The sequence below is a fragment of the Streptomyces sp. NPDC048255 genome, assembly GCF_040652415.1.
Classification (GTDB): Bacteria; Actinomycetota; Actinomycetes; order Streptomycetales; family Streptomycetaceae; genus Streptomyces.
In genome coordinates this window covers 15,823-41,534 of record NZ_JBEZMA010000049.1, presented here as the reverse complement: position 1 = coordinate 41,534, position 25,712 = coordinate 15,823, and the positions used below count along the sequence as shown (strand labels likewise).

The window sequence follows — 25,712 nt, the reverse complement described above, 5'->3', positions numbered from 1 at the left end:
CACCCGCGTCACAAGGAGAGCCCCCCGTGACCACCGAAGCAGCGCCGCCGCCAGGCAGCACGGGAACGCCCCCGGCGGCTCCCACGGCCGAACAGTTCGGGCAGGTCCAGCGCAGTGCCGAGTTCGGCGAACTGCGCAGTTCCTACCGCTCCTTCGCCTTTCCGCTCACCGTGGCCTTCATCGCCTGGTACCTGCTCTACGTCCTGCTGTCCAGCTACGCCGGCGGGTTCATGGGGACCAAGCTCTTCGGCAACATCAACGTCGCCCTCGTGCTCGGTCTCGCCCAGTTCGCGACGACCTTCCTGATCGCCTGGCTCTACTCGCGACACGCCGCCGCCAAGCTCGACCCGAAGGCCGCGGCCATCAAGGCGCGGATGGAGGCCGGGGAATGACCGACACCCTCCAGCTGACGACCGCGACGATGACCGTCGGCGCCGGAGCCACCGAGCACCGCCCGCTGATCATCACCCTGTTCGGACTGTTCGTCGTCGCCACCCTGATCATCACGATCTGGGCCGGCCGCCAGACGAAGGACGCCGCCGACTTCTACGCGGGCGGCCGCCAGTTCACCGGCTTCCAGAACGGCCTCGCCATCTCCGGCGACTACATGTCCGCCGCGTCCTTCCTCGGCATCGCCGGGGCCATCGCCCTCTTCGGCTACGACGGCTTCCTCTACTCGATCGGCTTCCTCGTCGCCTGGCTGGTCGCCCTGCTGCTCGTCGCCGAGCCGCTGCGCAACTCCGGCCGCTACACCATGGGCGACGTCCTCGCGTACCGGATGCGCCAGCGGCCCGTCCGCACCGCCGCGGGCACCTCCACCATCGTGGTCTCGATCTTCTACCTGCTCGCCCAGATGGCAGGCGCCGGCGTGCTCGTCTCGCTGCTGCTGGGCATCACCAGCGACGGCGGCAAGGTGGCCGTGGTCGCGCTGGTCGGCGTACTGATGATCGTCTACGTGACCATCGGCGGCATGAAGGGCACCACCTGGGTCCAGATGATCAAGGCGGTCCTGCTCATCGCGGGCGCCTTGCTGATCACCTTCCTGGTGCTGCTGGAGTTCAACTTCAACGTCTCCGACCTGCTGGGCAAGGCCGCCGAGAACAGCGGACAGGGCGTCAAGTTCCTGGAACCCGGGCTGAAGTACGGCAAGGACGGGACCACGAAGCTGGACTTCATCTCCCTCGGCCTCGCCCTGGTCCTGGGCACCGCCGGCCTGCCGCACATCCTGATCCGCTTCTACACGGTGCCCACCGCCAAGGCCGCCCGCAAGTCCGTGAACTGGGCCATCGGCATCATCGGCGCCTTCTACCTGATGACGATCGCCCTCGGCTTCGGCGCCGCCGCCCTGCTGAACCGGGCCGACATCCTCGCCTCGAACAAGGCGGGCAACACCGCGGCCCCACTGCTCGCCCAGGAGATCGGCGGCGGAGCGGACTCCACCGGCGGCGCGATCCTGCTCGCCGTGATCTCCGCGGTCGCCTTCGCCACCATCCTCGCCGTGGTCGCGGGCCTCACCCTGGCCTCCTCCTCGTCCTTCGCGCACGACCTCTACGTGAACGTCATCCGCAAGGGCAAGGCCACCGAGCAGGAGGAGGTGCGCGCGGCCCGCTGGTCCACCGTGGTCATCGGCGCCGTCGCCATCGGCCTCGGAGCACTGGCCCGCGACCTGAACGTCGCCGGCCTGGTCGCCCTGGCCTTCGCGGTCGCGGCCTCGGCCAACCTGCCCACGATCCTCTACAGCCTCTTCTGGAAGCGCTTCACCACCCAGGGCGCGCTGTGGTCGATCTACGGCGGCCTGATCTCGGCCGTCGGCCTGGTGCTCTTCTCGCCGGTCGTCTCCGGCAAGCCCACCTCGATGTTCAAGGACGCGGACTTCTACTGGTTCCCGCTGGAGAACCCGGGCATCATCTCGATCCCCCTCGGTTTCCTGCTGGGCTGGCTGGGAACCGTCCTGTCCAAGGAGAAGGCGGACCCCGACAAGTTCGCCGAGCTGGAGGTCCGCTCCCTCACCGGAACAGGGGCGCACTGAGATCGTCCGAACACCCAGCGTGGCCGCGTCGTAGATCCCTACGACGCGGCCACGTCACGTCTCGTTCATTCGGGCACGTCTACCTGACACACCCGTCGCGTAGTCTCGAAATAGAACGCGTGAAGTAGATCCAATGATGCGCGTACCTCGACATCCGGACAGGGGAGGGGGCCCACAGTGCTTCTCGACACCTACGGCCGCGTGGCCACTGACCTGCGCGTCTCGCTCACCGACCGGTGCAATCTGCGCTGCACCTACTGCATGCCCGAAGAGGGGCTGCAGTGGCTCGGCAAGTCCGACCTGCTCAGTGACGACGAGATCGTCCGGCTGATCCGCATCGCGGTCACCCGGCTCGGCATCACCGAGGTGCGCTTCACCGGCGGCGAGCCGCTGCTGCGGCCCGGCCTGGTCGGGATCGTCGAGCAGTGCGCGGCCCTGGAGCCCCGCCCCCAGATGTCGCTGACCACCAACGGCATCGGCCTCAAGCGCACCGCACAGGCCCTGAAGGCCGCCGGCCTGGACCGGGTGAACGTCTCCCTGGACACCCTGCGGCCCGAGGTCTTCAAGACCCTCACCCGCCGCGACCGCCACCACGACGTCATCGACGGCATGGCCGCGGCCCGCGAGGCCGGCCTCACCCCCGTCAAGGTCAACGCGGTCCTGATGCCCGGACTGAACGACGACGAGGCTCCCGACCTGCTGGCCTGGGCCGTGGAGAACGAGTACGAGCTCCGCTTCATCGAGCAGATGCCGCTCGACGCCCAGCACGGCTGGAAGCGCGAGGGCATGATCACGGCCGGCGACATCCTCCAGTCGCTGCGCACCCGCTTCACGCTCACCGAGGAAGGGGCCGACGAGCGCGGCTCCGCCCCCGCCGAGCGCTGGGTGGTCGACGGCGGTCCGGCCACCGTCGGCGTCATCGCCTCGGTCACCCGCCCCTTCTGCGGCGCCTGCGACCGTACGCGGCTCACCGCCGACGGCCAGGTCCGCACCTGCCTGTTCGCCACCGAGGAGTCGGACCTGCGCGCCGCCCTGCGCTCCGGCGCCGCGGACGAGGAGATCGCCCGGCTGTGGAAGCTGGCGATGTGGGGCAAGAAGGCCGGGTCCGGCCTCGACGACCCGTCCTTCCTCCAGCCCGACCGCCCGATGTCGGCGATCGGCGGCTGAGACGGCTGAGAGCCGCTCCCGGACCCGTACGATCCTGAGCCCCGGCCCCGGCCGGGGCTCAGGTGCGTTCGGAGCCCTCCGGCTGGACCCACTCGTCGAGCTTCACCACGTCCTTGAGGAAGCCGCGGACGCCGAGGAACTGGGAGAGGTGCTCGCGGTGCTCCTCGCACGCCAGCCAGGTCTTGCGCCGCTCCGGCGTGTGCAGCTTCGGGTTGTTCCACGCCAGGACCCAGACGGCCGTGTCACGGCAGCCCTTGGCGGAGCAGGTGGGATCGTCGGTACCGGGGGATTCAGGGGAAATCACGTCTCAACCCTACAAAGCCCTGAACCGGAAGGGCGACGCCGAGCAGCCACGGGGGGAGCTGCCCGGCGTCGGTCCGTCGCTCCGACGGGGGATGCGGAGCGCGTAGGCAGTATGTCACGCAGGACCCGGTGCAGTGCACCGGAACTTCATGATTGATCTGAGCTTTTCTTGAGGTTTCCCGCTCCCAGGGCCGGACGGACCGGTGCCGGGACGAAGTGGGAGGGCAGGGTGGGCGTCGACTCGCGGCCCGCGTTGGCGATGACCACGGCGACGTAGGGCAGCAGCGCACCCGCGACGAGCGTCACGATCGCCACGTGGCGTTCCACGTTCCACAGGACCACGGTCGCGATGACCGACAGGGTCCTGATGACCATCGAGATCACGTACCGCCGCTGACGGCCCCGCACGTCCTCGGCGAGTCCCATCCGCGCCCCGGTGATCCGGAAGACCTCGGCCCCGGCCTGCTTCTGCCGCTTCGTCCGCTGCACGCTCCACCACCCGATCGCCCGCCGGGCGCTCCCCGGCCCGGACCCCCTCCACGGTACGCCGCCCGCCGGGCGGCGAGGAGAGCGGGTGCCCCCGGATGGTCCTGCCCGAAATGCGCCATCCGCTGTACGGGTTGAGACTGGCCGCACATGCGCACATCGCGCCGGAGGAGGCGACATGCATTGGTTGTGGGCGATCATCGTCGGTTTGGTGCTGGGGCTCATCGCCCGCTTGATCCTGCCGGGCAAGCAGCACCAGCCCCTCTGGCTGACCGCGATCTTCGGCATCCTCGGCGGCGTCCTGGGCAACGCCGTCGCCACGTGGATCGGCGTCAATGAGACCAGGGGCATCGACTGGATCCGGCACCTGCTGCAAGTGGCCGGAGCCGTCCTGCTCGTCGGCCTCGGCGACATGGCCTACATGGCGCTGAGAGGGAACAAGCGCACGGCCTGACACGGCGACGCGGGGGCCGGTACGGACAGTGTGTCCGTACCGGCCCCCGCGCCCGCTTCGTACGCGTACCAGCGCGGACCCCGGAGGGTCAGCCCGTGACCTCGACAGCGGCCAGGTTCTTCTTGCCCCGGCGCAGCACCAGCCAGCGGCCGTGCAGCAGGTCCTCGACGGCGGGGACCGCGTCCTCGGCGGTGACCTTCACGTTGTTCACGTAGGCCCCGCCCTCCTTCACGGTCCGGCGCCCGGCCGACTTGCTCGCGACCAGGCCGGTCTCCGCCAGCAGGTCCACGACCAGGCCGGGTTCCGCGACCTTGGCGTGCGGCAGCTCGGACAGGGCCGCGGCCAGCGTGGCCTCGTCCAGGTCCGCCAGCTCGCCCTGACCGAACAGCGCCTTCGACGCGGCGATCACGGCGGCGCACTGGTCGGCGCCGTGCACCAGGGTCGTCAGCTCCTCCGCCAGCGCCCGCTGGGCGGCGCGCGCCTGCGGCCGCTCGGCGGTCTGCGCCTCCAGCGCCTCCAGCTCCTCACGGCTCTGGAAGGACAGGATCCGCATGTAGGTGGAGATGTCCCGGTCGTCCACGTTCAGCCAGAACTGGTAGAACGCGTACGGGGTGGTCATCTCCGGGTCGAGCCAGACGGCCCCGCCCTCGGTCTTGCCGAACTTGGTGCCGTCCGCCTTGACCATCAGCGGGGTCGCCATCGCGTGCACGACCGCGCCCGGCTCCACCCGGTGGATCAGGTCGAGACCGGCCGTCAGGTTGCCCCACTGGTCGGACCCGCCCTGCTGGAGCACGCAGCCGTGGCGCCGGTACAGCTCCAGGAAGTCCATGCCCTGGAGCAGCTGGTAGCTGAACTCGGTGTAGCTGATGCCCTGGTCGGACTCCAGCCGCTTGGCGACGGAGTCCTTCGTCAGCATCTTGTTGACGCGGAAGTGCTTGCCGATGTCCCGCAGGAACTCGATGGCGGACATGCCCGCCGTCCAGTCCAGGTTGTTCACCAGGACCGCGGCGTTCTCGCCCTCGAAGGACAGGAACGGCTCGATCTGCGAACGCAGCCGGTCCACCCACTCCGCGATGACCGCCGGGTCGTTCAGGGTGCGCTCGGCGGTCGGGCGCGGGTCACCGATCTGGCCGGTGGCCCCGCCGACCAGCGCCAGCGGCCGGTTCCCGGCCAGCTGGAGCCGGCGCATGGTGAGGACCTGCACCAGGTGCCCCACGTGCAGCGAGGCCGCGGTCGGGTCATAGCCGCAATAGAACGTGACAGGACCGTCCGCGAACGCCTTGCGCAGCGCTTCTTCGTCGGTGGACTGGGCGAACAGCCCGCGCCACTTCAGTTCGTCGACGATGTCCGTCACGGTTTCCTGACTCCTTCGGATGAGGGAATTGCGACACTCCGGTGACTCAGTCTAGGTGGGTCAGACACCCTTGCTGACCGAGCTCATGTTGAAGTCCGGGATGCGCAGCGCGGGCATCGCGGCCCTGGTGAACCAGTCGCTCCACTCGCGCGGCAGGGTCTTCTCGGTCCGCCCGGCCTCCGAGGCCCGCGACAGCAGGTCCACCGGGGACTCGTTGAACCGGAAGTTGTTCACCTCGCCCACGACCTGCCCGTTCTCCACCAGGTAGACGCCGTCCCGGGTCAGCCCCGTCAGCAGCAGGGTGGCCGGATCGACCTCGCGGATGTACCAGAGGCAGGTCAGCAGCAGACCCCGCTCCGTACCGGCGACCATCTCCTCCAGGGACTTCTCGCCGCCCGCGTCGAGGATCAGGTTCCCGAAGCCGGGGGACAGCTGCATGCCGGTCAGGCCCGCCGTGTGCCGGGTCGTGGTCAGCCGGGCCAGCTCGCCGTCGCGGATCCACTCGGTCGCCGGGACCGGCAGGCCGTTGTCGAAGACGGACGCGTCGTCGCCGGAGCTGTGGGCGATCACGAACGGCGCCGTCTCCAGCCCGGGCGCGTTCGGGTCGCTGCGCAGGGTCAGCGGGAGCTCGGAGAGCTTCTCGCCGAGCCGGGTGCCGCCGCCGGGCTTGGAGAAGACCGTCCGGCCCTCCACCGCGTCCCGGGCCGCCGCCGACCACATCTGGTAGATGAGCAGGTCGGCCACGGCGGTCGGCGGCAGCAGGGTCTCGTACCGCCCGGCGGGCAGCTCGATCTTCCGCTCCGCCCAGCCCAGGCGTACGGCGAGCTCCGCGTCCAGGACCGTCGGGTCCACGTCCTTGAAGTCCCGGGTCGAGCGGCCCGCCCAGGCCGAGCGCTGCCGGTCCGGGGACTTGGCGTTGAGCTCCAGGGTGCCGTTCGGCTGGTCGTGGCGCAGCCGCAGGCCCGTGGAGGTGCCGACGTACGTGGAGACCAGCTCGTGGTTGGCGAAGCCGTACAGCTCCCGGCCGCCCGCGCGGGCCCGGGCGAAGGCCTCGCCGAGGGCCGGGGCGAAGTCCGCGAACACCGCCGAGGTGGTCTCGGCGGGGGCGTCGGTGAAGTCCGGGGAGTCCGGGGTGCCGGTCACCAGCGGCTGGGCGTCCTCCGCCGGACCGGCCCCGCGCGCGGCCGCCTCGGCGGCCCGTACCAGCGGCTCCAGGTCCGCCGCGGTGACGGCGGAGCGCGAGACGACCCCCGAGGCCGTGCCCTCCTTGCCGTCGACCGTGGCGATGACCGTCAGGGTCCGGCCGCGGGTGACGCCGTTCGTGGTGAGCGCGTTGCCCGCCCAGCGCAGGTTGGCGGTGGACTCCTCGTCGGCGATGACGACGCAGCCGTCGGCGGTGGACAGTTCCAGCGCCCGCTCGACGATCTCGTGGGGCTTGGTGCGTCCGTTCGAAAGCGTGCTCATCGGCCGGCCTCCTGCGTGGTGTTCAAGATGTTCACGTCGCGGAACAGCGCGGACGGGCAGCCGTGCGAGACCGACGCCACCTGGCCCGGCTGGGCCTTCCCGCAGTTGAAGGCGCCGCCCAGGACGTAGGTCTGCGGGCCGCCGAGCTTCTCCATCGAGCCCCAGAACTCGGTGGTCGTGGCCTGGTAGGCGACGTCGCGCAGCTGACCGGCCAGCTTGCCGTTCTCGATGCGGAAGAACCGCTGCCCGGTGAACTGGAAGTTGTAGCGCTGCATGTCGATCGACCAGGAGCGGTCGCCGACCACGTAGATCCCGCGCTCCACCCCGCCGATCAGGTCCTCCGTCGAGAGGCCGCCCGGATCCGGCTGGAGCGAGACGTTCGCCATCCGCTGCACCGGGACGTGCCCGGGGGAGTCGGCGTAGGCACAGCCGTTGGAGCGGCCGAGTCCGGTCAGCTTCGCGATCCGCCGGTCGAGCTGGTAGCCGACCAGGGTGCCGTCCTTGACCAGGTCCCAGCTCTGCGCCTCGACGCCCTCGTCGTCGAAACCGACGGTGGCCAGGCCGTGCTCGGCGGTGCGGTCACCCGTCACGTTCATGATCGGGGAGCCGTACTTGAGCGTGCCCAGCTGGTCGAAGGTGGCGAAGGAGGTTCCCGCGTACGCCGCCTCGTAGCCCAGCGCCCGGTCGAGCTCGGTGGCGTGGCCGATGGACTCGTGGATGGTGAGCCACAGGTTCGAGGGGTCCACGACCAGGTCGTAGCGCCCGGCCTGCACGCTCGGCGCCCGCATCTTCTCGGCGAGCAGGCCCGGGATCTGCTCCAGCTCGGCGTCCCAGTCCCAGCCGGTGCCGGTCAGGTACTCCCAGCCGCGGCCGGCGGGCGGGGCGATGGTGCGCATCGAGTCGAACTCGCCGGTCGTGCCGTTCACGGCGACCGCGGTGAGCTGCGGGTGGATGCGGACGCGCTGCTGCGTGGTCGAGGTGCCCGAGCTGTCGGCGTAGAACTTGTTCTCGTGCACGGCGAGCAGCGAGGCGTCCACGTGCGCGACCCCGTCGGCCGCCAGCAGCCGGGCGCTCCAGTCGGCGAGCAGCGCGGCCTTCTCCGCGTCCGGGACCTCGAAGGGGTTCACCTCGTAGGCGGAGATCCAGGTCCGGTCGGAGTGCACCGGCTCCTCGGCGAGCTCGACCCGCTCGTCGGAGCCGGCCGCCTTGATCACCTGGGCGGACAGCTTCGCCATGGCCACGGCCTGCGAGGCGACCTTGGCGGCAGCGTCCATGGTCAGGTCCACTCCGGAGGCGAAGCCCCAACTGCCTCCGTGCACCACGCGGACCGCGTACCCGAGGTCGGTGGTGTCGGAGCCGCCGGAGGGCTTGGCGTCACGGAGCCGCCAGGAGGCGTTGCGAATGCGCTCCAGCCGGAAGTCGGCATGATCGGCGCCCAGCGCGCGCGCCCGGGCGAGCGCCGCGTCGGCGAGCGCCCGCAGGGGCAGCGCGGTGAATGCCGCGTCGATGGAATGGGCCACGGAAGTCCTCCCGGGGTCGGGGCCGGTCGCCTCGATCATGTCGCGCTCGGGGCTCTTGTGCCTACCTCTTTCTGTAGGGACTCGACAGAGCCCGTCGCAAGGCCCTGTCGGAGCCCGATTCTCCGTACGGGCGGTGCGACCTATAGGTTTTTGGTATTCACACCGCTGAGCGAAAGGGTGATCCGTTGAGCCGCTCGGTTCTCGTCACCGGAGGAAACCGGGGCATCGGCCTCGCCATCGCCCGTGCCTTCGCGGAGGCCGGAGACAAGGTCGCCATCACGTACCGGTCGGGCGAGCCGCCGGAGGCGCTGACCTCCCTGGGCGTCCTGGCGGTCCGCTGCGACATCACCGACTCCGAGCAGGTGGAGCAGGCCTACAAGGAGATCGAGGACAAGCACGGCGCGGTCGAGGTGCTGGTGGCCAACGCCGGCATCACCAAGGACACGCTGCTGATGCGGATGTCCGAGGAGGACTTCGCCTCGGTCGTCGACACCAACCTCACCGGCACCTTCCGGGTGGTCAAGCGCGCGAACCGTGGCATGCTCCGTGCCAAGAAGGGCCGCGTCGTCCTGATCTCCTCGGTCGTCGGGCTGCTCGGTTCGGCGGGGCAGGCCAACTACGCCGCCTCCAAGGCGGCACTGGTCGGCTTCGCCCGGTCGCTCGCCCGGGAGCTGGGCTCCCGCAACATCACCTTCAACGTCGTCGCCCCCGGCTTCGTGGACACCGACATGACGAAGGGGCTCACCGACGAGCAGCGCGCGGGCATCGTGGCCCAGGTGCCGCTCGCGCGCTACGCGCAGCCCGAGGAGATCGCGGCAGCCGTCAGCTTCCTGGCGTCCGACGACGCCGCGTACATCACCGGAGCCGTCATTCCCGTTGACGGCGGATTGGGCATGGGTCACTGATCACCATGAGCGGAATTCTCGAGGGCAAGCGCGTCCTCATCACGGGTGTGCTGATGGAGTCGTCCATCGCGTTCCACACGGCCAAGCTGGCCCAGGAGCAGGGCGCCGAGGTCATCCTCACAGCGTTCCCGCGGCCGACGCTGACCGAGCGCATCGCGCGCAAGCTGCCCAAGCCGGCGAAGGTGATCGAGCTCGACGTCACCAACGACGAGCACCTGGCCCGCCTGGAGCAGCTCGTCCGCGACGAGCTCGGCGGCCTCGACGGGGTCGTCCACTCCATCGGCTTCGCCCCGCAGGACGCCCTCGGCGGCAACTTCCTGAACACGCCGTTCGAGTCGGTGGCCACGGCCATGCACGTCTCGGCGTTCTCGCTGAAGTCGCTGACCATGGCGTGCAAGCCGCTGTTCCCGCACGAGGGCGCGGCCGTCGTCGGCCTCACCTTCGACGCGCAGTTCGCCTGGCCGCAGTACGACTGGATGGGCCCGGCCAAGGCCGCGCTGGAGGCCACCAGCCGCTACCTCGCCCGCGACCTGGGCAAGGAGAACATCCGCTGCAACCTGGTCTCGGCCGGTCCGATCGGCTCCATGGCCGCCAAGTCCATCCCGGGCTTCGGCGAGCTGGCGGAGGTCTGGAACTCCCGCTCGATGCTGGAGTGGGACATGAGCGACCCGGAGCCGGCCGGCCGCGGCGTCGTCGCGCTGCTCTCGGACTGGTTCCCGAAGACCACCGGCGAGATCGTCCACGTGGACGGCGGTCTGCACGCGATGGGTGCCTGACGGCTCCCGCATCCGTACGGCGACGGCCGCGCTTCCCCTTCCGGGAGGCGCGGCCGTCGCCGTTTCCGCGGGGCGGGCCCTTCGCGGGCCGGGCCCGCGCACTCGTTCAGATGTGCGGCGTCTGACCGGATCTTCCCGAGTCGAAAACCGGGACAGATGCCTGCAAACTGTCCAAGTCGGGATCTTCCCGGCTCCTGCGGGGAGGAGGTAGGAGTGCGCGCGAGACCGAGCCGAGCGGTATCGCTGCTGGTCACCTCGGTGATCCTGACCGGGCTCCTGGTCCCCGGGGCAGCCGCGCAGCCCGTGGGGGACGAGACCGCACACGGCCCGGAGGCCGCCCCGGCGGTGGTCGACCTCGCGGAGATCCCCGCCGAACCACCCGTACGGCCCCCGCCCGGCACCGAGCGGGAACTCTTCGGTGCGGACTGCGACACCGAGATCAACGGGTCACAGGTGACGGCGTACTGCCACAACAGCTATCCCGAGACCGACCTGGTGACCCTGCACGTGGAGTGCGACCGCTGGTGGGACGTGGACGGGGACGCCGCTCCCGTGGCCGTAGGCCCGGCCGGGCGGGTGGCCCTCGCCGGCCGCTGCTGGAAGGAAGTCCGCTCCGCCTGGGTCAGCCACCGGCGGTCCTGACCGCGTCCGCGTCCGCGTCCATGTCCACGGCCGTGCCCGTTTCCGCGTCCGCCCCCGTGCCCGTCTCCGCGGCCGCTCACTTGCCGAGGCAGGCGAACGGGTAGCCCGCCGCCTCCGAGGCCGCCGCGTCCCCGTCCCCCCGCCGGATCGCCTCGATCAGCCGGGAGTGGTCCAGATGGGCGGCGGGGTCCAGTTCCGCCCCGACGTCCGCCCGCAGCCAGTCGGCCACCAGGTCCCCGAGGTCCGCGTACAGCTCGATCAGCACGTCGTTGTGCGAGGCCGTCACCACGGCCATGTGCAGGCTCACGTCCGCCGCCACGAACAGTTCCGCGTCCCCGCTCGCCCAGGCCTCCTCGCGCCGCGCCAGCAGCGCGTCCAGCTGTACGAGGTCCCGCGCGGTCCGCCGCTCCGCCGCCAGCCGGGCCGCCGAGGACTCCAGCGTCGAGCGCAGCTCCGCGATGTGCCGCGGCTCGGCTCCGGCGAAGCGGCGGTGCATCACCCCGGCCAGCTCGCTGGTGGCCAGTACGTAGGTGCCCGAACCCTGCCGGATGTCGAGGAGCCCGTTGTGCGCGAGGGCCCGGACGGCCTCGCGCACCGTGTTGCGGGCGACGCCCAGCAGCTCCACCAGCTCCGGCTCGGTGGGGATGCGGGAACCGACCGGCCACTCGCCGGAGGTGATCTGGTTCCGCAGCTGGGCGATCACCTGGTCGACGAGGGCGGAGCGCCGTGGCGAGGTCAGCGGCATGGGTTCCTCTCAAGAGCAATTGGACAACCAATCATCCCATGATTCTATGATGGTTGAATGTCCGACGAAGAAATCCAGACCATGAGCCGCCCGCCGGTCGCCCGCACCCGCGCCGACCAGCGCTTTTCCTCCTCCGCCCACGTCACCCCCACGTGGCTCGGCCCGGTGCTCATCGTCGGAATCGTGCTGGCCGCCCTCAACCTGCGGCCCGCCATCACCAGCCTCGGCGCCCTCTTCGAGGAGACCCGCACGGGCCTCGGCATGAGCGGCACCGTCGCCGGACTCATCACCTCCGTCCCCGCCCTCTGCTTCGCCGTCTTCGGCGTCACCGCGCCCCGGCTCTCGCGCCGCTTCGGCCCCGCCGCCGTCGTCTGCGCCGGCATGGCCGCCGTCGCCACCGGCCTGCTGATCCGGCCCTTCGCCGACAGCGCCCCGGCCTTCCTCGCCGCCAGCGCCCTCTCCCTGGCCGGCATAGCCGTCACCAACGTCCTCCTCCCGGTCATCGTCAAGCGCTACTTCCCGGACCGCGTGGGCACGATGACCGGCCTGTACTCCATGGCCCTGGCCGCCGGCACCTCGCTCGCCGCCGCCGCGACCGTCCCGATGACCGCCGCCCTGGGCGGCAGCTGGCGTACCGGCCTGCTCGTCTGGGCCGTGCTCGCCCTGGCCGCCGTACTGCCCTGGCTGCCCATCGCCCGCGCCTCCCGCCGCGCCGAGCGGGCCGCCGCCGCACAGGAGGCGGCGGCACGCGGCGCCGTACCGGGCTCCGTACGCGCCGACGCGGGCCCGAAGATCGTCCGCAGCCGCACCGCCTGGGCCCTGGCCTGCTACTTCGGCCTCCAGGCCACCGGCGCCTACATCACCATGGGATGGCTCCCGCAGATCTTCCGCGACGCCGGGGTCTCCGCCTCCACCTCCGGCGTGCTGCTCGCCGTCACCATGGTCATGGGCGTCCCGCTCGCCTTCGTCATCCCGGGCCTGGCCGGCCGGATGAAGAACCAGGGCGCCATCGCCGCCGCCCTCGGCCTCTTCGGACTCGTCGGCTACCTCGGCCTCTACCTCGCCCCGGCCGCCGGCGCCTGGGCCTGGGCCCTCCTGCTCGGCGTCTCCAACTGCGCCTTCCCGCTCGTCATCACCCTGATCGGACTGCGCGCCAAGTCCCCGGCCGGAGTCGTCAAGCTCTCCGCCTTCGCCCAGTGCACCGGCTACCTCATCTCCATCCCCGGGCCGCTGCTCATCGGCACCCTCTACCAGCACAGCGGCGGCTGGGACCTGCCGCTCGCCCTGATGGCCGGACTCCTGGTCCCGCAGATCGCGCTGGGCATCCTGGCGGGCCGGGACCGCACCATCGAGGATGAATGCGGCATGCGAGACTGAGGGACATGTCGCCCGTACTCGAACCGAACCCCCAGGACGGCCGCAAGAAGTTCGGCCTCGTCCTCGGCGCGATGCTCGCCGTGACCGTGATCATCGCCGTCATCGCGACGATCGCCTCCCCCTGACACACCCGCCGCCGGTAGGGCTAGCCCCACCACCCCCTAGGGGGCCAGGCTCAGGGTGAAGTGGGGTGCGCCCCGGATGGGAACCGCTCCTTCGGATCCATAGATTCGAAGAGAACGATCCCGCTCCGGCCCGCACACCCACGGAGGCGGCCATGTCGGCCCCCACGCACTCCCGGTCCCTCCCCGCCGGCCCCCGCGCGGGCACCGGCGCCGACGCCCGTCTGCACTGGTGGGCGCTGGCCCTGCCCGCCCTCGGATTCGGCCTCCTCCTGCTCCTCCTCGCCGGGTCCGCCGAGGCCCACGCGGCTGCCGGGGAGGCCACCGGTCTGATCCACGTCACCCAGCAGCTGCTGCGCGCCGTCGGCTGATCCCGCGTGCGCCGGGGTGCGCCCCAGCACCGGGCGGCGGCCCTCCAACGCCCTGCGCCCCATGGCCCGTTTCATGCGAAGCTGGGAGCCATGAGCGCCGACACACCCCGCAGGATCGCCCTCCTCCGGCACGCCAAGGCCGACTGGCCGCAGGTGGCCGATCACGACCGCCCGCTGGCCGAGCGAGGCCGCAAGGACGCCCCGGCCGTCGGTCTGAAGCTCGCCGAGACCGGCATCGCCTTCGACCTGGCCCTCTGCTCCACCGCCGCCCGCACCCGCGAGACCTGGAAGCTCGCCGTCCAGGAGATGCCGCACCGGCCGAAGACCTCGTACGAGGAGCGGCTGTACGACGCCTCGCTGGGCGAGCTCATCGCCCTGCTGAACGAGACCTCCGAAGACGTCGCGGACCTCCTCGTCATCGGCCACAACCCGGGCATGCACGCCCTCGCCGACGCCCTCTCCGGGCGCGCCGAAGGCGACACCCTGGCGCGGATGAGCCGCACGGGATTCCCGACCGCGGCCCTCGCCGTCGTCTCCTTCACCGGCTCGTGGAAGTCCCTGGAACACGGGGTCGGCACGCTGCTGGACTTCTGGACCCCCAAGGACCACTGACCCCCAGCGCTGATCCACCCGGCGCTGACCCCCCAGCGCCGGCCGCTGACACGCGTACGGGCCCCGGCAGCAGTCCTGCCCGCCGGGGCCCGTACGTGTCTTCGCCCGCGCTCACGCCAGGTCGGCGGCCTCGACCTCTTCACGGGTGATGCCGAGCAGGTACAGCACCGCGTCCAGGAACGGCACGTTCACCGCGGTGTGCGCGGCCTCGCGGACCACCGGCTTCGCATTGAAGGCCACGCCCAGCCCGGCCGCGTTCAGCATGTCCAGGTCGTTGGCCCCGTCGCCGATCGCCACCGTCTGGGCCAGCGGTACCCCGGCCTCCGCGGCGAAGCGCCGCAGCAGCCGGGCCTTGCCCGCCCGGTCCACGATCTCGCCGGTGACCCGGCCGGTCAGCTTCCCGTCGACGATCTCCAAGGTGTTGGCGGAGGCGAAGTCCAGCCCCAGCCGCTCCCGCAGATCGTCCGTGACCTGCGTGAACCCGCCGGAGACCACACCGACCTGGTAGCCCAGCCGCTTCAGCGTGCGGATCAGGGTCCGGGCACCGGGGGTCAGCTGCACCTCGGAGCGGACCTTGTCCACCACCGAGGCGTCCAGCCCCGCCAGCAGCGCCACACGGGCGTGCAGCGACTGCTCGAAGTCCAGCTCGCCGCGCATGGCCCGCCCGGTGACCTCCGCGACCTCGGCCTCGCAGCCCGCGTGGGCGGCGAACAGCTCGATGACCTCGTCCTGGATCAGCGTCGAGTCCACGTCCATGACGACCAGCCGCTGGGCCCTGCGGTGCAGCCCGGCCGAGACCACGGCCACGTCCACGCCGATGTGCGCGGCCTCGGTGGCCAGCGCGGTGCGCAGCGGTTCCGTCTCGACGCCGGAGACGGCGAACTCCACGGCCGTCACCGGGTACTTCGCGAGCCGGAAGATGCGGTCGATGTTGCCGCCGGCCGAGGTGATCCGGGCGGCGATGGCCGCCGTGGACTCGGCGGTGAGCGGGTGCCCGAGCACGGTGACGTGCGAGCGGCCGCTGCCGCGCGGGCGGTTGTCACCCGTACCGGAGAGGATCTCGGCCTGCATCTTGAGTGACTCGGCCCAGCTGTGGACGGTGGCCCGCAGCGAGCCCTCGGTACCGGGGGCGGGCTGGGTGACCAGGGCGCACAGCACTATGCGGCCCCGGGTCACGACCTGTTCGATGTCGACGACGTCGACGGAGTAGGCGGCGAGGGTGTCGAACAGCCCGGCGGTGATCCCGGGACGGTCCTTGCCGAAGATCTTGACGAGGAGAGTGGGGGCGTCGGAGGTCTGCGAAGCGCTCATGGTGCTCTCACCGTATCTTCCCCGCCCGCGGGCCAGGACCCCCGTCCCACCCTCCGGGACCGGCGTCGCCCGGGGGCGTACGGCCGCGGGCGCGGTCCGCGCCCGCGGCCGGCCTCAGCGGCGTACGAGCAGGGCGACCGAGAGGCCCGAGACCTGCTGGAAGCTGGTCTGGGTGTAGCGGTCCTGAAGGGCCTTGGCGTGCTGGGGCAGGACGGTGCTGAAGGGGTCGCCGCCGTCGTCCTTGGAGACCAGCCAGATCCGCGGCGGCCGGGTGGCGTCCAGCGCGGCGGACGGGTCGCCGACCAGCGAGGGCCACAGGTCGTCGCGCTGCTCGCCGGTCTTGTCGAGCAGGACGTCGCGCGGCTTGATGTGCGGGGGCAGGTAGTACTGGACGCCGGTGTCCACGCCCCACCACACCTGGTCCCCCTGCTGCCCGTACGCCACCGCGTCGCCCGGCCGGTAGCCGGCGGCGACGACCCCGGCCGCCGCCCGGTAGTCCAGCGGTGCGAAGGGGGCCGGCTCGGGGTAGGTGTACGCGGCGTGCGAGAGCGGGCGGTGCATCGTGACGTGGTCCGGGAGGACCATCACCGCCAGCACCAGCAGCGCCGCCACCACGCCGCGTACGCGCACCAGGGCGATCCCGGCCCCGGCCATCACGGCCCAGGCGGGCAGCACGAAGAACAGGTACTTCGGCATGAAGTAGGAGACGTCGCCCCGCTGAGAGATCACCCAGATCGCGACCACGGGGAGCACGGCCGAGACGGTGCCGAAGAGGGCCGACCGCTTGCGGTCGCCGCCCCAGGCCAGGGCCGCGGCCAGGAACAGCGCGGCGGCCAGCGCGGTGCTGGAGAAGACCTGCGGCCAGATGCCGGCCAGGTCGCTCAGCCGCGGCCGGGGGATCCAGCTGATCTGGCGCCCGGCCTGCCCGCCGCCGAGCCTGATCAGCGGGTACGTCGAGGCCACGCCGAGGGCGGCCGCCACGGCGAAGCCGATCGGGATCCGCCGGTTGCCGCGGTCCTTCCACCAGTACAGCGCCACTCCGAAGGCGTGCGCGCCGAGGAAGACCAGGGACACGAGGTGGAGGTAGCCGGCGGCCGCCACCGACACCGCGTAGAAGGACCAGCGCACCGGCCCCGGCCGCTCCAGCGCCCGCAGCAGCAGAAGCAGCGCCGCCGCGGCGACCAGCACCACGAGGGCGTAGGACCGGGCCTCCTGCCCGTATCGGGTGACGGCCGGGATCAGCGCGAACACCAGGCCGGCGGTGATCCCGGCCCGCGCGCCGAACATCCGCCTGCCCGCCAGGGCCACACAGCCCGCCGCCGCGGCCATGGCCAGCACGGTGGGCAGTCGGAGCGTCGCCGGGGATTCGCCGAAGAAACCGATCCAGTAGTGCAGCAGCAGGTAGTAGGCGCCGTGTACGGCGTCCACGCTGTGGAGCATGTCCAGCAGCGCGCCGGTGGGCCGCCGGACCACCGTGAGGGTGGCCAGCTCGTCGTGCCAGAGCACAGGGGTGCTGATCCGGAACAGCCCGGTGGCCAGGGTCGCCAGTACGGGCAGCAGCCAGACCAGCCCGGATATCGGCCGGCGCCGGATGGCCCGCCGCGCTCTGCGGGCGGCGCTGCGAGGGCCGAGCGGCTGGGCCGGTCGCTCGGTCTCGGCCGTCGCGGCGTGATCTGTACGCGTCATTGCAGTCCTGGAGGTGGTGCCGGGCGGCGCGGCGGAAGCGGAGGTGTCGGACAGCCATTCTGCCGGGGCCGGGGTGCGGGTGCGGACCCGGGACGCCCCACTGTGAGGGAAATCCTGTAGGACGCCGGCCCGCTCGCGGCTCCGATCGTGCCGGCCCCGGCCGTCACGGCGTGCGGGCGAGACGTCCCTTTATCACACTCTCCGGGCGGCTTTCGGCCCCCGCCGACACGCCGCCACGGACAGCCGGACAGGCCCGGATTCCACTTGTGGCCGCGGGCCTGAAATAGTTCCCCCCGATGTTCGCCATCCCTAGACTCCCTGACGCAGGGGGATTCTCGGGGGACTTAAGTGGGGCTGGAGTGCCGGAACTCGTACTGGAATTGAACGGACGGACCTGGACGCTTGATCCGTCCAGGTCGTACTCCCTGGGGCGAGACCCCCAGGGCGATGTGGTGATCGATGACGCACGGGTGTCGTGGCGACACGCCACCATCAGCTGGAACGGCCGTGGTTGGGGCATTGAGGACCACGGCAGCACCAACGGCACGTACCTGCACGGGGCTCGGGTCCAGCAGGCCGAACTCGTGCCCGGCACGCCGGTCTTCCTGGGCAACGCGACCGACGGCCCGCGGCTGAATCCCGTCGGGGCGGCGGCGCCCGCGCAGGCGGCGGCCCAGCAGCCCCAGCACGCGCAGGCGTACGCACAGCCTCAGGCCCCGGCCTACCAGGCCCCGCAGCAGCAGGCGCAGCAACAGCAGCCCCAGCAGGCCTGGCAGCAGCAGGCTCCGCAGCAGCAGCAGCAGCCGCAGGCGCACGTCCCGCACCAGCAGGGCGGCGGCCCCGCCGCCTCCCACCCGGCGCAGGGCGCGGCACCCGGCTACAACGACCGCAGCCCGACCACGTTCCACCAGCTGTCGCTGGGCCACGTCATGCGCATCGGCCGTGCGCTGGAGAACGAGCTGGTCGTCTCCGACCTCCAGGTCTCCCGCCACCACGCCGAGTTCCGCTCGATGCCCGGCGGCCGCTTCGAGATCCACGACCTCGGCAGCCACAACGGCACGTACGTCAACGGCCAGCCGCTGCCCAAGTCCGGCACCGTCCTGCTCGGCCCGAACGACATCGTCGGCGTCGGCCACTCGACGTTCCGGATCGTCGGCGACCGCCTCGAGGAGTTCGTCGACACCGGCGAGGTCTCCTTCTCGGCCCGCCACCTCACGGTCACGGTCGACGGCGGCAAGCAGATCCTCAAGGACGTCACCTTCGGCGTCCCGGAGAAGTCGCTCATCGGCGTCATCGGACCCTCCGGTTCCGGCAAGTCGACCCTGCTCAAGGCGCTGACCGGCTACCGGCCCGCCAACCAGGGCGACGTCCTGTACGACAACCGCAACCTGTACAAGCAGTTCGCGGAGCTCCGCCAGCGCATCGGCCTGGTCCCGCAGGACGACATCCTGCACAAGGAGCTGCGGGTCCGCACGGCCCTCAAGTACGCGGCCAAGCTCCGCTTCCCCGGCGACACCGCCGAGTCCGAGCGGGCCGCCCGTATCGACGAGGTGCTGCGCGAGCTCAAGCTCGACATCCACAAGGACAAGAAGATCACCGCGCTCTCGGGCGGTCAGCGCAAGCGCGTGTCCGTGGCGCTGGAGCTGCTCACCAAGCCGTCGCTGATCTTCCTGGACGAGCCCACCTCCGGCCTCGACCCGGGCATGGACCGCGACGTCATGCAGCTGCTGCGCGGCCTCGCCGACGACGGCCGCACGGTCCTCGTCGTCACGCACTCGGTCGCCGAGCTGGCCATCTGCGACAAGCTGCTGGTCATGGCCCCGGGCGGTTCCGTCGCCTACTTCGGCCCGCCGGACGAGGCGCTGAACTTCTTCGGCTACACCACGTGGGCGGACGTCTTCTCGGCCTTCGAGAACTACCGCGACTACGACTGGGCCGGCCGCTGGAAGGGCTCCCAGCACTACCAGCTGTACGCCGCCGACATCGACGCCGTCGCCCCGCAGTCCGTCGCGATGCCGACCCCGCAGCAGATGAACCCGCCGAAGCCGCAGGCCTGGGGCTCCCAGCTGTTCACGCTGATGTTCCGCTACCTGTCGGTGATCGCGTCCGACAAGGGCTTCATGGCCCTGATGCTGATCCTCCCGGCCGTCCTGGGGGTGGTCTCCACGGTCATCCCGGCGACGTTCGGCCTCGCGCCCCCGAAGCCGCCGTCCAACTTCAACGGCGACGCCGGCACGATCATGCTGATCATCTGCGTCGGCATGTGCTTCTCGGGCGCCGCGAACTCGGTCCGCGAACTGATCAAGGAACGGGTGATCTACGAACGTGAGCGCGCGACCGGCCTGTCCCGGTCGGCGTACCTCATGTCGAAGGTGATCGTCCTCGGCCTGATCACCGCCGTCCAGGCCGTGATCATCTGCGGGATCGGCTTCTTCCCGCGCGACCTGCCCGCCGAGGGCCTGCTCATGCCGCCGGCCGTCGAGCTCTGCCTGTCGGTCACGGCGCTCGGCTTCACCTCGATGATGTTCGGCCTCGTGATCTCCTCGCTGGTGAAGACCTCCGAGAAGACCATGCCGCTGCTGGTCATGTTCGCGATCGTCCAGGTCGTCTTCACCGGCATCCTGTTCCAGGTGTACGACTCCCCGGGCCTGGAGCAGTTCGCCTGGCTGATGCCGTCCCGCTGGGCCGTCGCCGCCGCGGGCACCACGCTGAACCTCGGCGTGCTCATGCCGCCGTGGGACCGCGAGAACCCGACCAACACCGACCCGCTCTGGGACGCCACGGTCGGCCAGTGGAGCCTGGACATCACCGTCCTGCTCGTCATGGGCATCGCCTGCGGCTTCCTGGTGGCGCGCCTGCTGCGCCGCCACGAGCCCGAGGTCATGCGCAAGTAGAACCGCGCACGGCGTGCGACACCGCGCCGCGCACCACGCAGGAACGCCTCAGGGCGGCCACCGGAAGTCCGGGGGCCGCCCTGAGGCGCGTGGGGGGTCAGATCGCCACAGGCTCAGTACGCGCTGTTGACGTTGTCCATCGAGCCGTAGCGGTCGGCCGCGTAGTTGCAGGCGGCGACGATGTTGGCGACCGGGTCGTACTGGTCGAACTTGGTGCCCTTGACGTGGTACGCCTTGAAGGTCGGGAGGATGACCTGGAGCAGACCCTTGCTGGGGATGCCGTTCTGGGCGTTGATGTCCCAGTTGTTGATCGCCATCGGGTTACCGCTGGACTCACGCATGATGTTCTTGTGGATACCGGCGTAGGTGCCCGGAATGCCCTCCTTCTTCATGATGAAGAGGGCTTCCTTGATCCAGCCGTCCAGGTTGTTCGCGAAGACGGGGGTGCGGGCGGCGGAACGGCTCGCGGCAGCCTTCTGCTCGCGGGCCTTCTTCGCCGCGGTCTCGGCCTTGGCCTTCTCGGCGTCCGTCGCCTTCTTGGCGGCGACGACCTGCTGCACGGAGAGGTGCTGCTGTACGGCCTTCGTCTGCGCGCCCTCGATGGCCTGGGTCCAGGCGACGGGGGCGATGGCGACCGTCTGGGCCTCTGCGGCGCCGGACGGGACCAGGGAGAAGGCGACGGCGGCGGCACTGAGCGTGGCGACACCGGCAAGGGACAGCTTGTGTGCCTTCGTCAGACGACTGTGACCGGGAGTGCTGGAAGCAGACATGGCGGGGCAACCTCTTCGAATAGCGGGGGCCGCAGGAAGGCGCCGCGAGGATCCGGGGATCCGCGGCGCTGTGCGACGGGAGCAATTCTTAGCGGCGGCAAAATCGCCTGGCAAAGGTGTGACCTACGATCCCGCTTAGTGGATCACGCACCGGCGCCGAGGCCGGAATTCCGGCCTCGGCGCTACGCCCGCCCGTGCTGACGGGACCTTTACCTGTCCACTAGGCGTCTTCGTAAGTGACGTGCGTCCTATGCGCGGGCTCACATCGGGCACGTAACAGTCTCACCATGAGTTGCTACAGCAATTCAATCAGTCACCGGTCTCATCCTTGAGTAGCAGATGGACGTCCCCGAACTCGTGCCAGAGGCAGAGCCGGGCCACCGCCTCCGCATACCCACGGCGTACCGCGGCACGCCCGGCGACCGCCTCCAGCATCAGCAGATGGGACGCCCCGGGCTCGTGCAGCCCGGTCAGCAGCCCGTCCACCACCCGCACCCCGCGCTCCGGCGTCACCACCAGATCCGTCCAGCCCCCGGCCGCCCGCACCACCCCGGCCCCGTCCGCGGCCGACTCCAGCGCCCGTACCGCCGTGGTCCCCACCGCGATCACCCTCCCGCCCGCGGCCCTGGCGGCGTTCACCAGCCACGCCGTCGTCGCGGGCACCTCGTACCGCTCCGGGTACGGCGGCTCGTGCGCCTCCTGCGAGGCCACCCCCGTGTGCAGGGTCAGCGGCGCGAACTGCACCCCGCCGCTCACCAGCCGCGCCACCAGCTCCGCGGTGAAGGGCCGCGCCGCGCTCGGCATCTCCGCGGACCCCGCCCCGTCGGCGCCCGGCACCGCGAACACCGTCCGGTACGCCGACAGCGGCTGGTCCCGCTCCGTGTACGCGTACCGGATCGGCCGCCCGTACGCCTGCAGGAGCCCCGGTACGTCCGCCCGCGCCGCGCCGCCGGGCCCCGCGGGTCCGAGGGGCCGCGCCCACCACAGCCGGTCCGCCCCGGCCGCCAGGGGCTCCTCCAGCAGGAGCCGGTGCCCGCCGGGCAGCTCCACCACCGCCCCGGCGGGCCCGTTGGCGCGCGGCCCGGTCGTCCCCCGCCCGACCGGGTCCCGCAGTTCCACCGCCCAGCGACCCTCCCCGGACTCCGCCCCCGGGTACTCCCCGTCACCCCGCGTCGAGAAGTGCACCACCACGTCCTCGCCGCCCAGCCGCCCGTCCACGGCGGCCGCCAGCGTGGCCGAGGTGTTCACCACCAGGACGTCCCCGGCCCGCAGCAGCCGCGGCAGCTCGCGGAAGGCGTGCAGCGACACCCGCTCACTGCCCCGGGAGACCAGCAGCCGCACCGCGTCCCGCCCCAGTCCCGGCCCGCGCTGCTCGGCGGGCACCCGGGCCGAAAGGCCTGGCGGAATGTCCGTTATATACAGTCCCTTCTCCGGTAGAGCCGAACCCCCGCCACCCCCGGCCCGCCTCCTCACCGCACACCCCCCGCCGTGCCGTGAGGTTCGGCCCCCGCCGTGCCGCCGGGTTCGGCCCCGGCGGTTCCGACGACCCCGGGGACCGGCCCACCGGGTTCCGCGTCCGGCCTGCCGCCATCGCCGCCGGCCCCGGCCCCGCCCCCGGCCCCGCCCCGCTCCTCGTCCGCCCGGCCCGCCGCCAGGCGATCGGCCGTGTACCGCCCGCTCGGCAGCCGCTCCGCCACCAGCCGCAGCAGCAGCGGAGCCACCTCCTCCGGCGTCGGCATCCCCGTCAGGTCCTCCTCCGGCTCGGCCGCCGCCATCATCCGCGTCCGCATCGAACCCGGATCCGCCCACCACACCCGCAGCCCCGGCTCCTCCACCGCCAGCACGCCCGACATCAGATCCCCGGCCGCCTTCGTCGCCCCGTACGCCCCCCACGTCTCGTACGCCACGACCGCCGCGTCCGAGCTGATGTTCAGCACCGCCCCCGCCTCCGCGGCCCGCAGCAGCGGCAACCCCTCCTGGATCAGCCCGAGCGGCCCCACCACGTTGACCTCGAAGGCCTCGCGCAGCCCGTCCAGCGAGTGCACCGCCAGCGGCACCAGCGGCTCCGCCCCCAGCACTCCCGCGTTGTTCACCAGCAGGTCCAGCCCGCCCAGCTCCCCGGCCGCCCCCACCAGGGCCGCCCGGTGCTCCGGCGAGGACACGTCCCCGGCCAGCGAGCTCACCCTGACCCCCGCCGCCCGCGCCGACCGGGCCGTCTCCTCCAGGGCCCGCTCACCCCGCGCACTCAGTACGAGGTCCCAGCCGCGCGCCGCCAGCTCCCCGGCCAGCGCCCGGCCCAGCCCCCGCGAGGCCCCCGTCACCATCGCCACCGCCATGACCGCACCTTGCCTTCCGTCCCGCCCAGCAGATGCCCCCAACCTAGGAACCCGGCACCCGCCGCCGCCTCGGCCGCAGGACCCACCCCGGGCGGTCCCTTGGCCCTACGCCCAGCCCTACGTCCCGGGCCCGATCCCGCGGCCGACCCCCGCGGGTACGGTGAGCCCATGCACCGACCCCGCAGCGGCCTGGCCGCCGTCAGCACCGCGCTGCTCGCCATGAGCCGCACGCTGGAGGTGCGCGACGTCCTGCGCACGATCGTGGTCTCGGCCCGCGAGCTGCTGGACGCCGAGTACGCGGCCCTGGGCGTGCCCGACGACCACGGGGGCTTCGCCCAGTTCGTCGTGGACGGCATCACCGAGGAGCAGTGGCGCCGCATCGGCCCGCTGCCCCGCCAGCACGGCATCCTCGCCGCGATGCTCCACCAGGACGGCGCCGAGCGCCTGGCCGACGTGCGCAAGGACCCGCGCTTCGAGGGCTGGCCCGCCGCCCACCCGGAGATGTCCGACTTCCTCGGCCTGCCGGTCCGGGACGGCGAGGAGACCCTCGGCGCCCTCTTCCTCGCCAACAAGCGCTGCCCGCGCCCCGGAGCCGGCTGCGGGTTCACCGAGGAGGACGAGGAACTCCTGGCCCTCCTCGCCCAGCACGCCGCGATCGCCCTCACCAACGCCCGGCTCTACGAGCGCAGCCGCGAGCTCACCATCACCGAGGAACGCTCCCGCCTCGCCCACGAGCTGCACGACGCCGTCAGCCAGAAGCTCTTCTCGCTCCGCCTCACCGCCCAGGCCGCCGCCGCCCTGGTGGACCGCGACCCGGCCCGCGCCAAGGACGAACTCCAGCAGGTCGCCGCCCTCGCGGCGGAGGCCGCCGACGAACTGCGGGCCGCCGTGACCGAGCTGCGCCCGGCCGCGCTCGACGAGGACGGTCTCGTGGCCACCCTCCGCACCCACGTCCAGGTGCTCGACCGCGCCCACACCGCGCACGTCACCTTCACCTGCGAAGGCGTACGGGCCCTCCCCGCGGCCCAGGAGGAAGCGCTGCTGCGCGTCGCCCAGGAGGCCCTCCACAACGCCCTGCGCCACTCGGGCGCGGACCGCGTCGAGGTCACGCTGGCCCGGACGCGCGCCGGCGGAGCCGTACTGAAGGTCATCGACCCGGGCCGGGGCTTCGACCCCCGTACGGTCCGCAGGGCGGGCCGCCACCTGGGCCTGGTCTCCATGCGGGACCGCGCGGGCGGCGTCGGCGGGCGGCTCGAGGTGCACTCGGAGCCCGGCAGGGGCACCACGATCGAGATGGAGGTCCCGGGTGGCTGACACACCCCCCGTCCGCGTCCTGCTGGTCGACGACCACCAGGTGGTCCGGCGCGGCCTGCGCACCTTCCTGGAGGTCCAGGACGACATCGAGGTGGTCGGCGAGGCCGCCGACGGCGAGGAGGGCATCGCCCGCGCCGAGGAGCTGCGGCCCGACGTGATCCTGATGGACATCAAGATGCCGGGCACCGACGGCATCGAGGCACTGCGCAGGCTGCGCGAGCTGGCGAACCCGGCGCGGGTGCTGATCGTCACCAGCTTCACGGAGCAGCGGACCGTGGTCCCGGCCCTGCGGGCGGGCGCCGCCGGATACGTCTACAAGGACATCGACCCCGAGGCCCTGGCCCGGGCCATCCGCTCCGTCCACGCCGGCCACGTACTCCTCCAGCCGGAGGTGGCCGTGGCACTCCTCTCCCAGGAGGACCGGAGCCCCTCGCCCGGCCGCAGCGGCTCCCTGACCGACCGGGAACGGGAGGTGCTCTCCCTCATCGCGGACGGCCGCTCGAACCGCGAGATCGCCCGGGCGCTGGTCCTGTCCGAGAAGACGGTCAAGACGCACGTGTCGAACATCCTGATGAAGCTCGACCTCGCGGACCGCACCCAGGCGGCGTTGTGGGCGGTCAGGCACGGAATCGCCGAGTGAACCGACCGGTCTGAGATTCATACGGTCGGGTGTATGTCGCCCACATGGCGTATCCCGGGGGCGGGGCGGCCGTTCTCCATGGCGTGCCGCGACGGCTGGTCGCGGCAGACGTACTGGAGGACGAGAACGTGAAGAACTTCAAGAAGGCCGCCACCGTCACCATGATCGCGGGTGGCCTCCTCGCCGCCGGCGCCGGTGTCTCCTCGGCGCACGGCGGTGCGTCGGCGGAGGGCGAGGCCCTGAACTCGCCCGGCGTGGCCTCCGGGAACCTGCTCCAGGTCCCCGTGCACGTCCCGGTGAACGTGGTCGGCAACACGGTCACCGTGATCGGCCTGCTGAACGGTGCCTTCGGCAACACGGGCGTCAACGCCTGATTGCGCTGCTCGCACTGCTCCGCAGGCTTCGCACCGCTGCGCCGGACTCCGTCCGGCGGG

General features: G+C 71.7%; 25 protein-coding genes and 1 pseudogene. 15 read left to right on the top strand and 11 right to left on the bottom strand.

What is annotated here, in order from left to right; translation table 11 throughout:
• The first annotated feature begins 26 nt into the window (after positions 1-26).
• From AB0D94_RS29050 to moaA, 3 genes are all read left to right on the top strand, one after another.
• The gene (locus AB0D94_RS29050) at positions 27-392 is read left to right on the top strand and encodes a DUF485 domain-containing protein (RefSeq protein WP_362057473.1); all 366 of its coding nucleotides are present in this window, start codon (positions 27-29) and stop codon (positions 390-392) included.
• A complete protein-coding gene (locus AB0D94_RS29045; protein ID WP_362057470.1) occupies positions 389-2,029 on the top strand; it encodes a cation acetate symporter in 1,641 nt (546 codons plus the stop codon). The genes AB0D94_RS29050 and AB0D94_RS29045 overlap by 4 nt, the downstream gene beginning before the upstream one ends.
• Positions 2,030-2,206: 177 nt before the next feature.
• Positions 2,207-3,196 carry a GTP 3',8-cyclase MoaA gene (gene moaA / locus AB0D94_RS29040; protein WP_362057467.1) on the top strand — a complete coding sequence of 330 codons (990 nt, stop codon included), beginning with the start codon at positions 2,207-2,209 and terminating at the stop codon, positions 3,194-3,196.
• 58 nt (positions 3,197-3,254) lie between these two features.
• Here the strand turns inward: moaA and AB0D94_RS29035 are convergent, their stop codons facing one another.
• Both AB0D94_RS29035 and AB0D94_RS29030 read right to left on the bottom strand, forming a co-directional pair.
• Complete coding sequence (locus AB0D94_RS29035) at positions 3,255-3,500, bottom strand: hypothetical protein (RefSeq protein ID WP_362057464.1); 246 nt, start codon at positions 3,498-3,500, stop codon at positions 3,255-3,257.
• Between the two features lie 146 nt (positions 3,501-3,646).
• The gene (locus tag AB0D94_RS29030; protein WP_362057461.1) at positions 3,647-3,988 is read right to left on the bottom strand and encodes a DUF3099 domain-containing protein; all 342 of its coding nucleotides are present in this window, start codon (positions 3,986-3,988) and stop codon (positions 3,647-3,649) included.
• A gap of 175 nt (positions 3,989-4,163) precedes the next feature.
• Here AB0D94_RS29030 and AB0D94_RS29025 point away from each other — a divergent pair, with 175 nt between their 5' ends.
• Positions 4,164-4,439 (top strand): GlsB/YeaQ/YmgE family stress response membrane protein, encoded by a 276-nt coding sequence (locus AB0D94_RS29025; protein ID WP_362057458.1) that lies wholly within the window; start codon positions 4,164-4,166, stop codon positions 4,437-4,439.
• Positions 4,440-4,527: 88 nt separating this feature from the next.
• Here AB0D94_RS29025 and tyrS read toward each other — a convergent pair whose 3' ends face one another.
• From tyrS to AB0D94_RS29010, 3 genes are read right to left on the bottom strand one after another with little or no spacing between them, the layout of a single operon-like run.
• The gene (tyrS, locus tag AB0D94_RS29020) at positions 4,528-5,793 is read right to left on the bottom strand and encodes a tyrosine--tRNA ligase (protein WP_362057455.1); all 1,266 of its coding nucleotides are present in this window, start codon (positions 5,791-5,793) and stop codon (positions 4,528-4,530) included.
• A gap of 60 nt (positions 5,794-5,853) precedes the next feature.
• Entirely contained in the window at positions 5,854-7,257 is a 1,404-nt protein-coding gene (locus AB0D94_RS29015) for a metallopeptidase TldD-related protein (RefSeq protein ID WP_362057451.1), read from the bottom strand.
• Positions 7,254-8,777, bottom strand: a complete 1,524-nt coding sequence (locus AB0D94_RS29010; RefSeq protein WP_362057448.1) for a TldD/PmbA family protein — start codon at positions 8,775-8,777, stop codon at positions 7,254-7,256. The genes AB0D94_RS29015 and AB0D94_RS29010 overlap by 4 nt, the downstream gene beginning before the upstream one ends.
• Before the next feature lie 185 nt (positions 8,778-8,962).
• On the opposite strand from AB0D94_RS29010, the gene fabG reads away from it, so the two are divergent.
• The 3 genes from fabG (at position 8,963) to AB0D94_RS28995 (ending at position 11,100) form a co-directional block, all read left to right on the top strand.
• Positions 8,963-9,682, top strand: coding sequence for a 3-oxoacyl-[acyl-carrier-protein] reductase (gene fabG, locus AB0D94_RS29005; RefSeq protein WP_362057445.1), 720 nt, complete (start codon positions 8,963-8,965; stop codon positions 9,680-9,682).
• A 5-nt stretch (positions 9,683-9,687) separates the two neighbouring features.
• Positions 9,688-10,458 (top strand): enoyl-ACP reductase FabI, encoded by a 771-nt coding sequence (gene fabI, locus AB0D94_RS29000; protein ID WP_362057442.1) that lies wholly within the window; start codon positions 9,688-9,690, stop codon positions 10,456-10,458.
• Between the two features lie 213 nt (positions 10,459-10,671).
• Complete coding sequence (locus AB0D94_RS28995) at positions 10,672-11,100, top strand: hypothetical protein (RefSeq protein WP_362057439.1); 429 nt, start codon at positions 10,672-10,674, stop codon at positions 11,098-11,100.
• Between the two features lie 76 nt (positions 11,101-11,176).
• Here the strand turns inward: AB0D94_RS28995 and AB0D94_RS28990 are convergent, their stop codons facing one another.
• On the bottom strand, positions 11,177-11,845 hold the full coding sequence (locus tag AB0D94_RS28990) for a FadR/GntR family transcriptional regulator (RefSeq protein WP_362057436.1): 669 nt from the start codon (positions 11,843-11,845) through the stop codon (positions 11,177-11,179).
• A gap of 57 nt (positions 11,846-11,902) precedes the next feature.
• On the opposite strand from AB0D94_RS28990, the gene AB0D94_RS28985 reads away from it, so the two are divergent.
• From AB0D94_RS28985 to AB0D94_RS28970, 4 genes are all read left to right on the top strand, one after another.
• Complete coding sequence (locus AB0D94_RS28985) at positions 11,903-13,222, top strand: MFS transporter (RefSeq protein WP_362057433.1); 1,320 nt, start codon at positions 11,903-11,905, stop codon at positions 13,220-13,222.
• Between the two features lie 5 nt (positions 13,223-13,227).
• Entirely contained in the window at positions 13,228-13,347 is a 120-nt protein-coding gene (locus tag AB0D94_RS28980) for an SGM_5486 family transporter-associated protein (protein ID WP_266937465.1), read from the top strand.
• 152 nt (positions 13,348-13,499) lie between these two features.
• The gene (locus tag AB0D94_RS28975) at positions 13,500-13,715 is read left to right on the top strand and encodes a hypothetical protein (RefSeq protein WP_362057429.1); all 216 of its coding nucleotides are present in this window, start codon (positions 13,500-13,502) and stop codon (positions 13,713-13,715) included.
• Between the two features lie 90 nt (positions 13,716-13,805).
• Positions 13,806-14,327, top strand: a complete 522-nt coding sequence (locus AB0D94_RS28970) for a histidine phosphatase family protein (RefSeq protein ID WP_362057426.1) — start codon at positions 13,806-13,808, stop codon at positions 14,325-14,327.
• Between the two features lie 111 nt (positions 14,328-14,438).
• On the opposite strand, the gene serB is transcribed toward AB0D94_RS28970, so the two are convergent.
• Positions 14,439-15,638, bottom strand: a complete 1,200-nt coding sequence (gene serB, locus AB0D94_RS28965; RefSeq protein ID WP_362057423.1) for a phosphoserine phosphatase SerB — start codon at positions 15,636-15,638, stop codon at positions 14,439-14,441.
• Positions 15,639-15,752: 114 nt separating this feature from the next.
• Complete coding sequence (locus AB0D94_RS28960) at positions 15,753-17,324, bottom strand: glycosyltransferase family 39 protein (RefSeq protein WP_362057420.1); 1,572 nt, start codon at positions 17,322-17,324, stop codon at positions 15,753-15,755.
• A gap of 296 nt (positions 17,325-17,620) precedes the next feature.
• Between AB0D94_RS28960 and AB0D94_RS28955 the strand changes: the two genes are divergently transcribed.
• Positions 17,621-20,218 carry an FHA domain-containing protein gene (locus AB0D94_RS28955; protein ID WP_362057417.1) on the top strand — a complete coding sequence of 866 codons (2,598 nt, stop codon included), beginning with the start codon at positions 17,621-17,623 and terminating at the stop codon, positions 20,216-20,218.
• A gap of 113 nt (positions 20,219-20,331) precedes the next feature.
• Here AB0D94_RS28955 and AB0D94_RS28950 read toward each other — a convergent pair whose 3' ends face one another.
• The 3 genes and pseudogenes from AB0D94_RS28950 to AB0D94_RS28940 form a co-directional block, all read right to left on the bottom strand.
• Entirely contained in the window at positions 20,332-20,988 is a 657-nt protein-coding gene (locus tag AB0D94_RS28950; protein WP_362057414.1) for a transglycosylase SLT domain-containing protein, read from the bottom strand.
• A gap of 309 nt (positions 20,989-21,297) precedes the next feature.
• Complete coding sequence (locus AB0D94_RS28945; protein ID WP_362057507.1) at positions 21,298-22,410, bottom strand: S-adenosylmethionine:tRNA ribosyltransferase-isomerase; 1,113 nt, start codon at positions 22,408-22,410, stop codon at positions 21,298-21,300.
• A gap of 239 nt (positions 22,411-22,649) precedes the next feature.
• Positions 22,650-23,324 (bottom strand): annotated as a pseudogene (locus tag AB0D94_RS28940) (SDR family oxidoreductase); the annotation flags it as partial.
• Positions 23,325-23,492: 168 nt separating this feature from the next.
• Between AB0D94_RS28940 and AB0D94_RS28935 the strand changes: the two are divergent.
• The 3 genes from AB0D94_RS28935 (at position 23,493) to AB0D94_RS28925 (ending at position 25,652) form a co-directional block, all read left to right on the top strand.
• Positions 23,493-24,638, top strand: coding sequence for a GAF domain-containing sensor histidine kinase (locus tag AB0D94_RS28935; protein ID WP_362057411.1), 1,146 nt, complete (start codon positions 23,493-23,495; stop codon positions 24,636-24,638).
• The gene (locus AB0D94_RS28930) at positions 24,631-25,278 is read left to right on the top strand and encodes a response regulator transcription factor (RefSeq protein WP_362057408.1); all 648 of its coding nucleotides are present in this window, start codon (positions 24,631-24,633) and stop codon (positions 25,276-25,278) included. The genes AB0D94_RS28935 and AB0D94_RS28930 overlap by 8 nt, the downstream gene beginning before the upstream one ends.
• Positions 25,279-25,406: 128 nt before the next feature.
• The gene (locus AB0D94_RS28925; protein WP_362057504.1) at positions 25,407-25,652 is read left to right on the top strand and encodes a chaplin; all 246 of its coding nucleotides are present in this window, start codon (positions 25,407-25,409) and stop codon (positions 25,650-25,652) included.
• Positions 25,653-25,712: the final 60 nt, after the last annotated feature.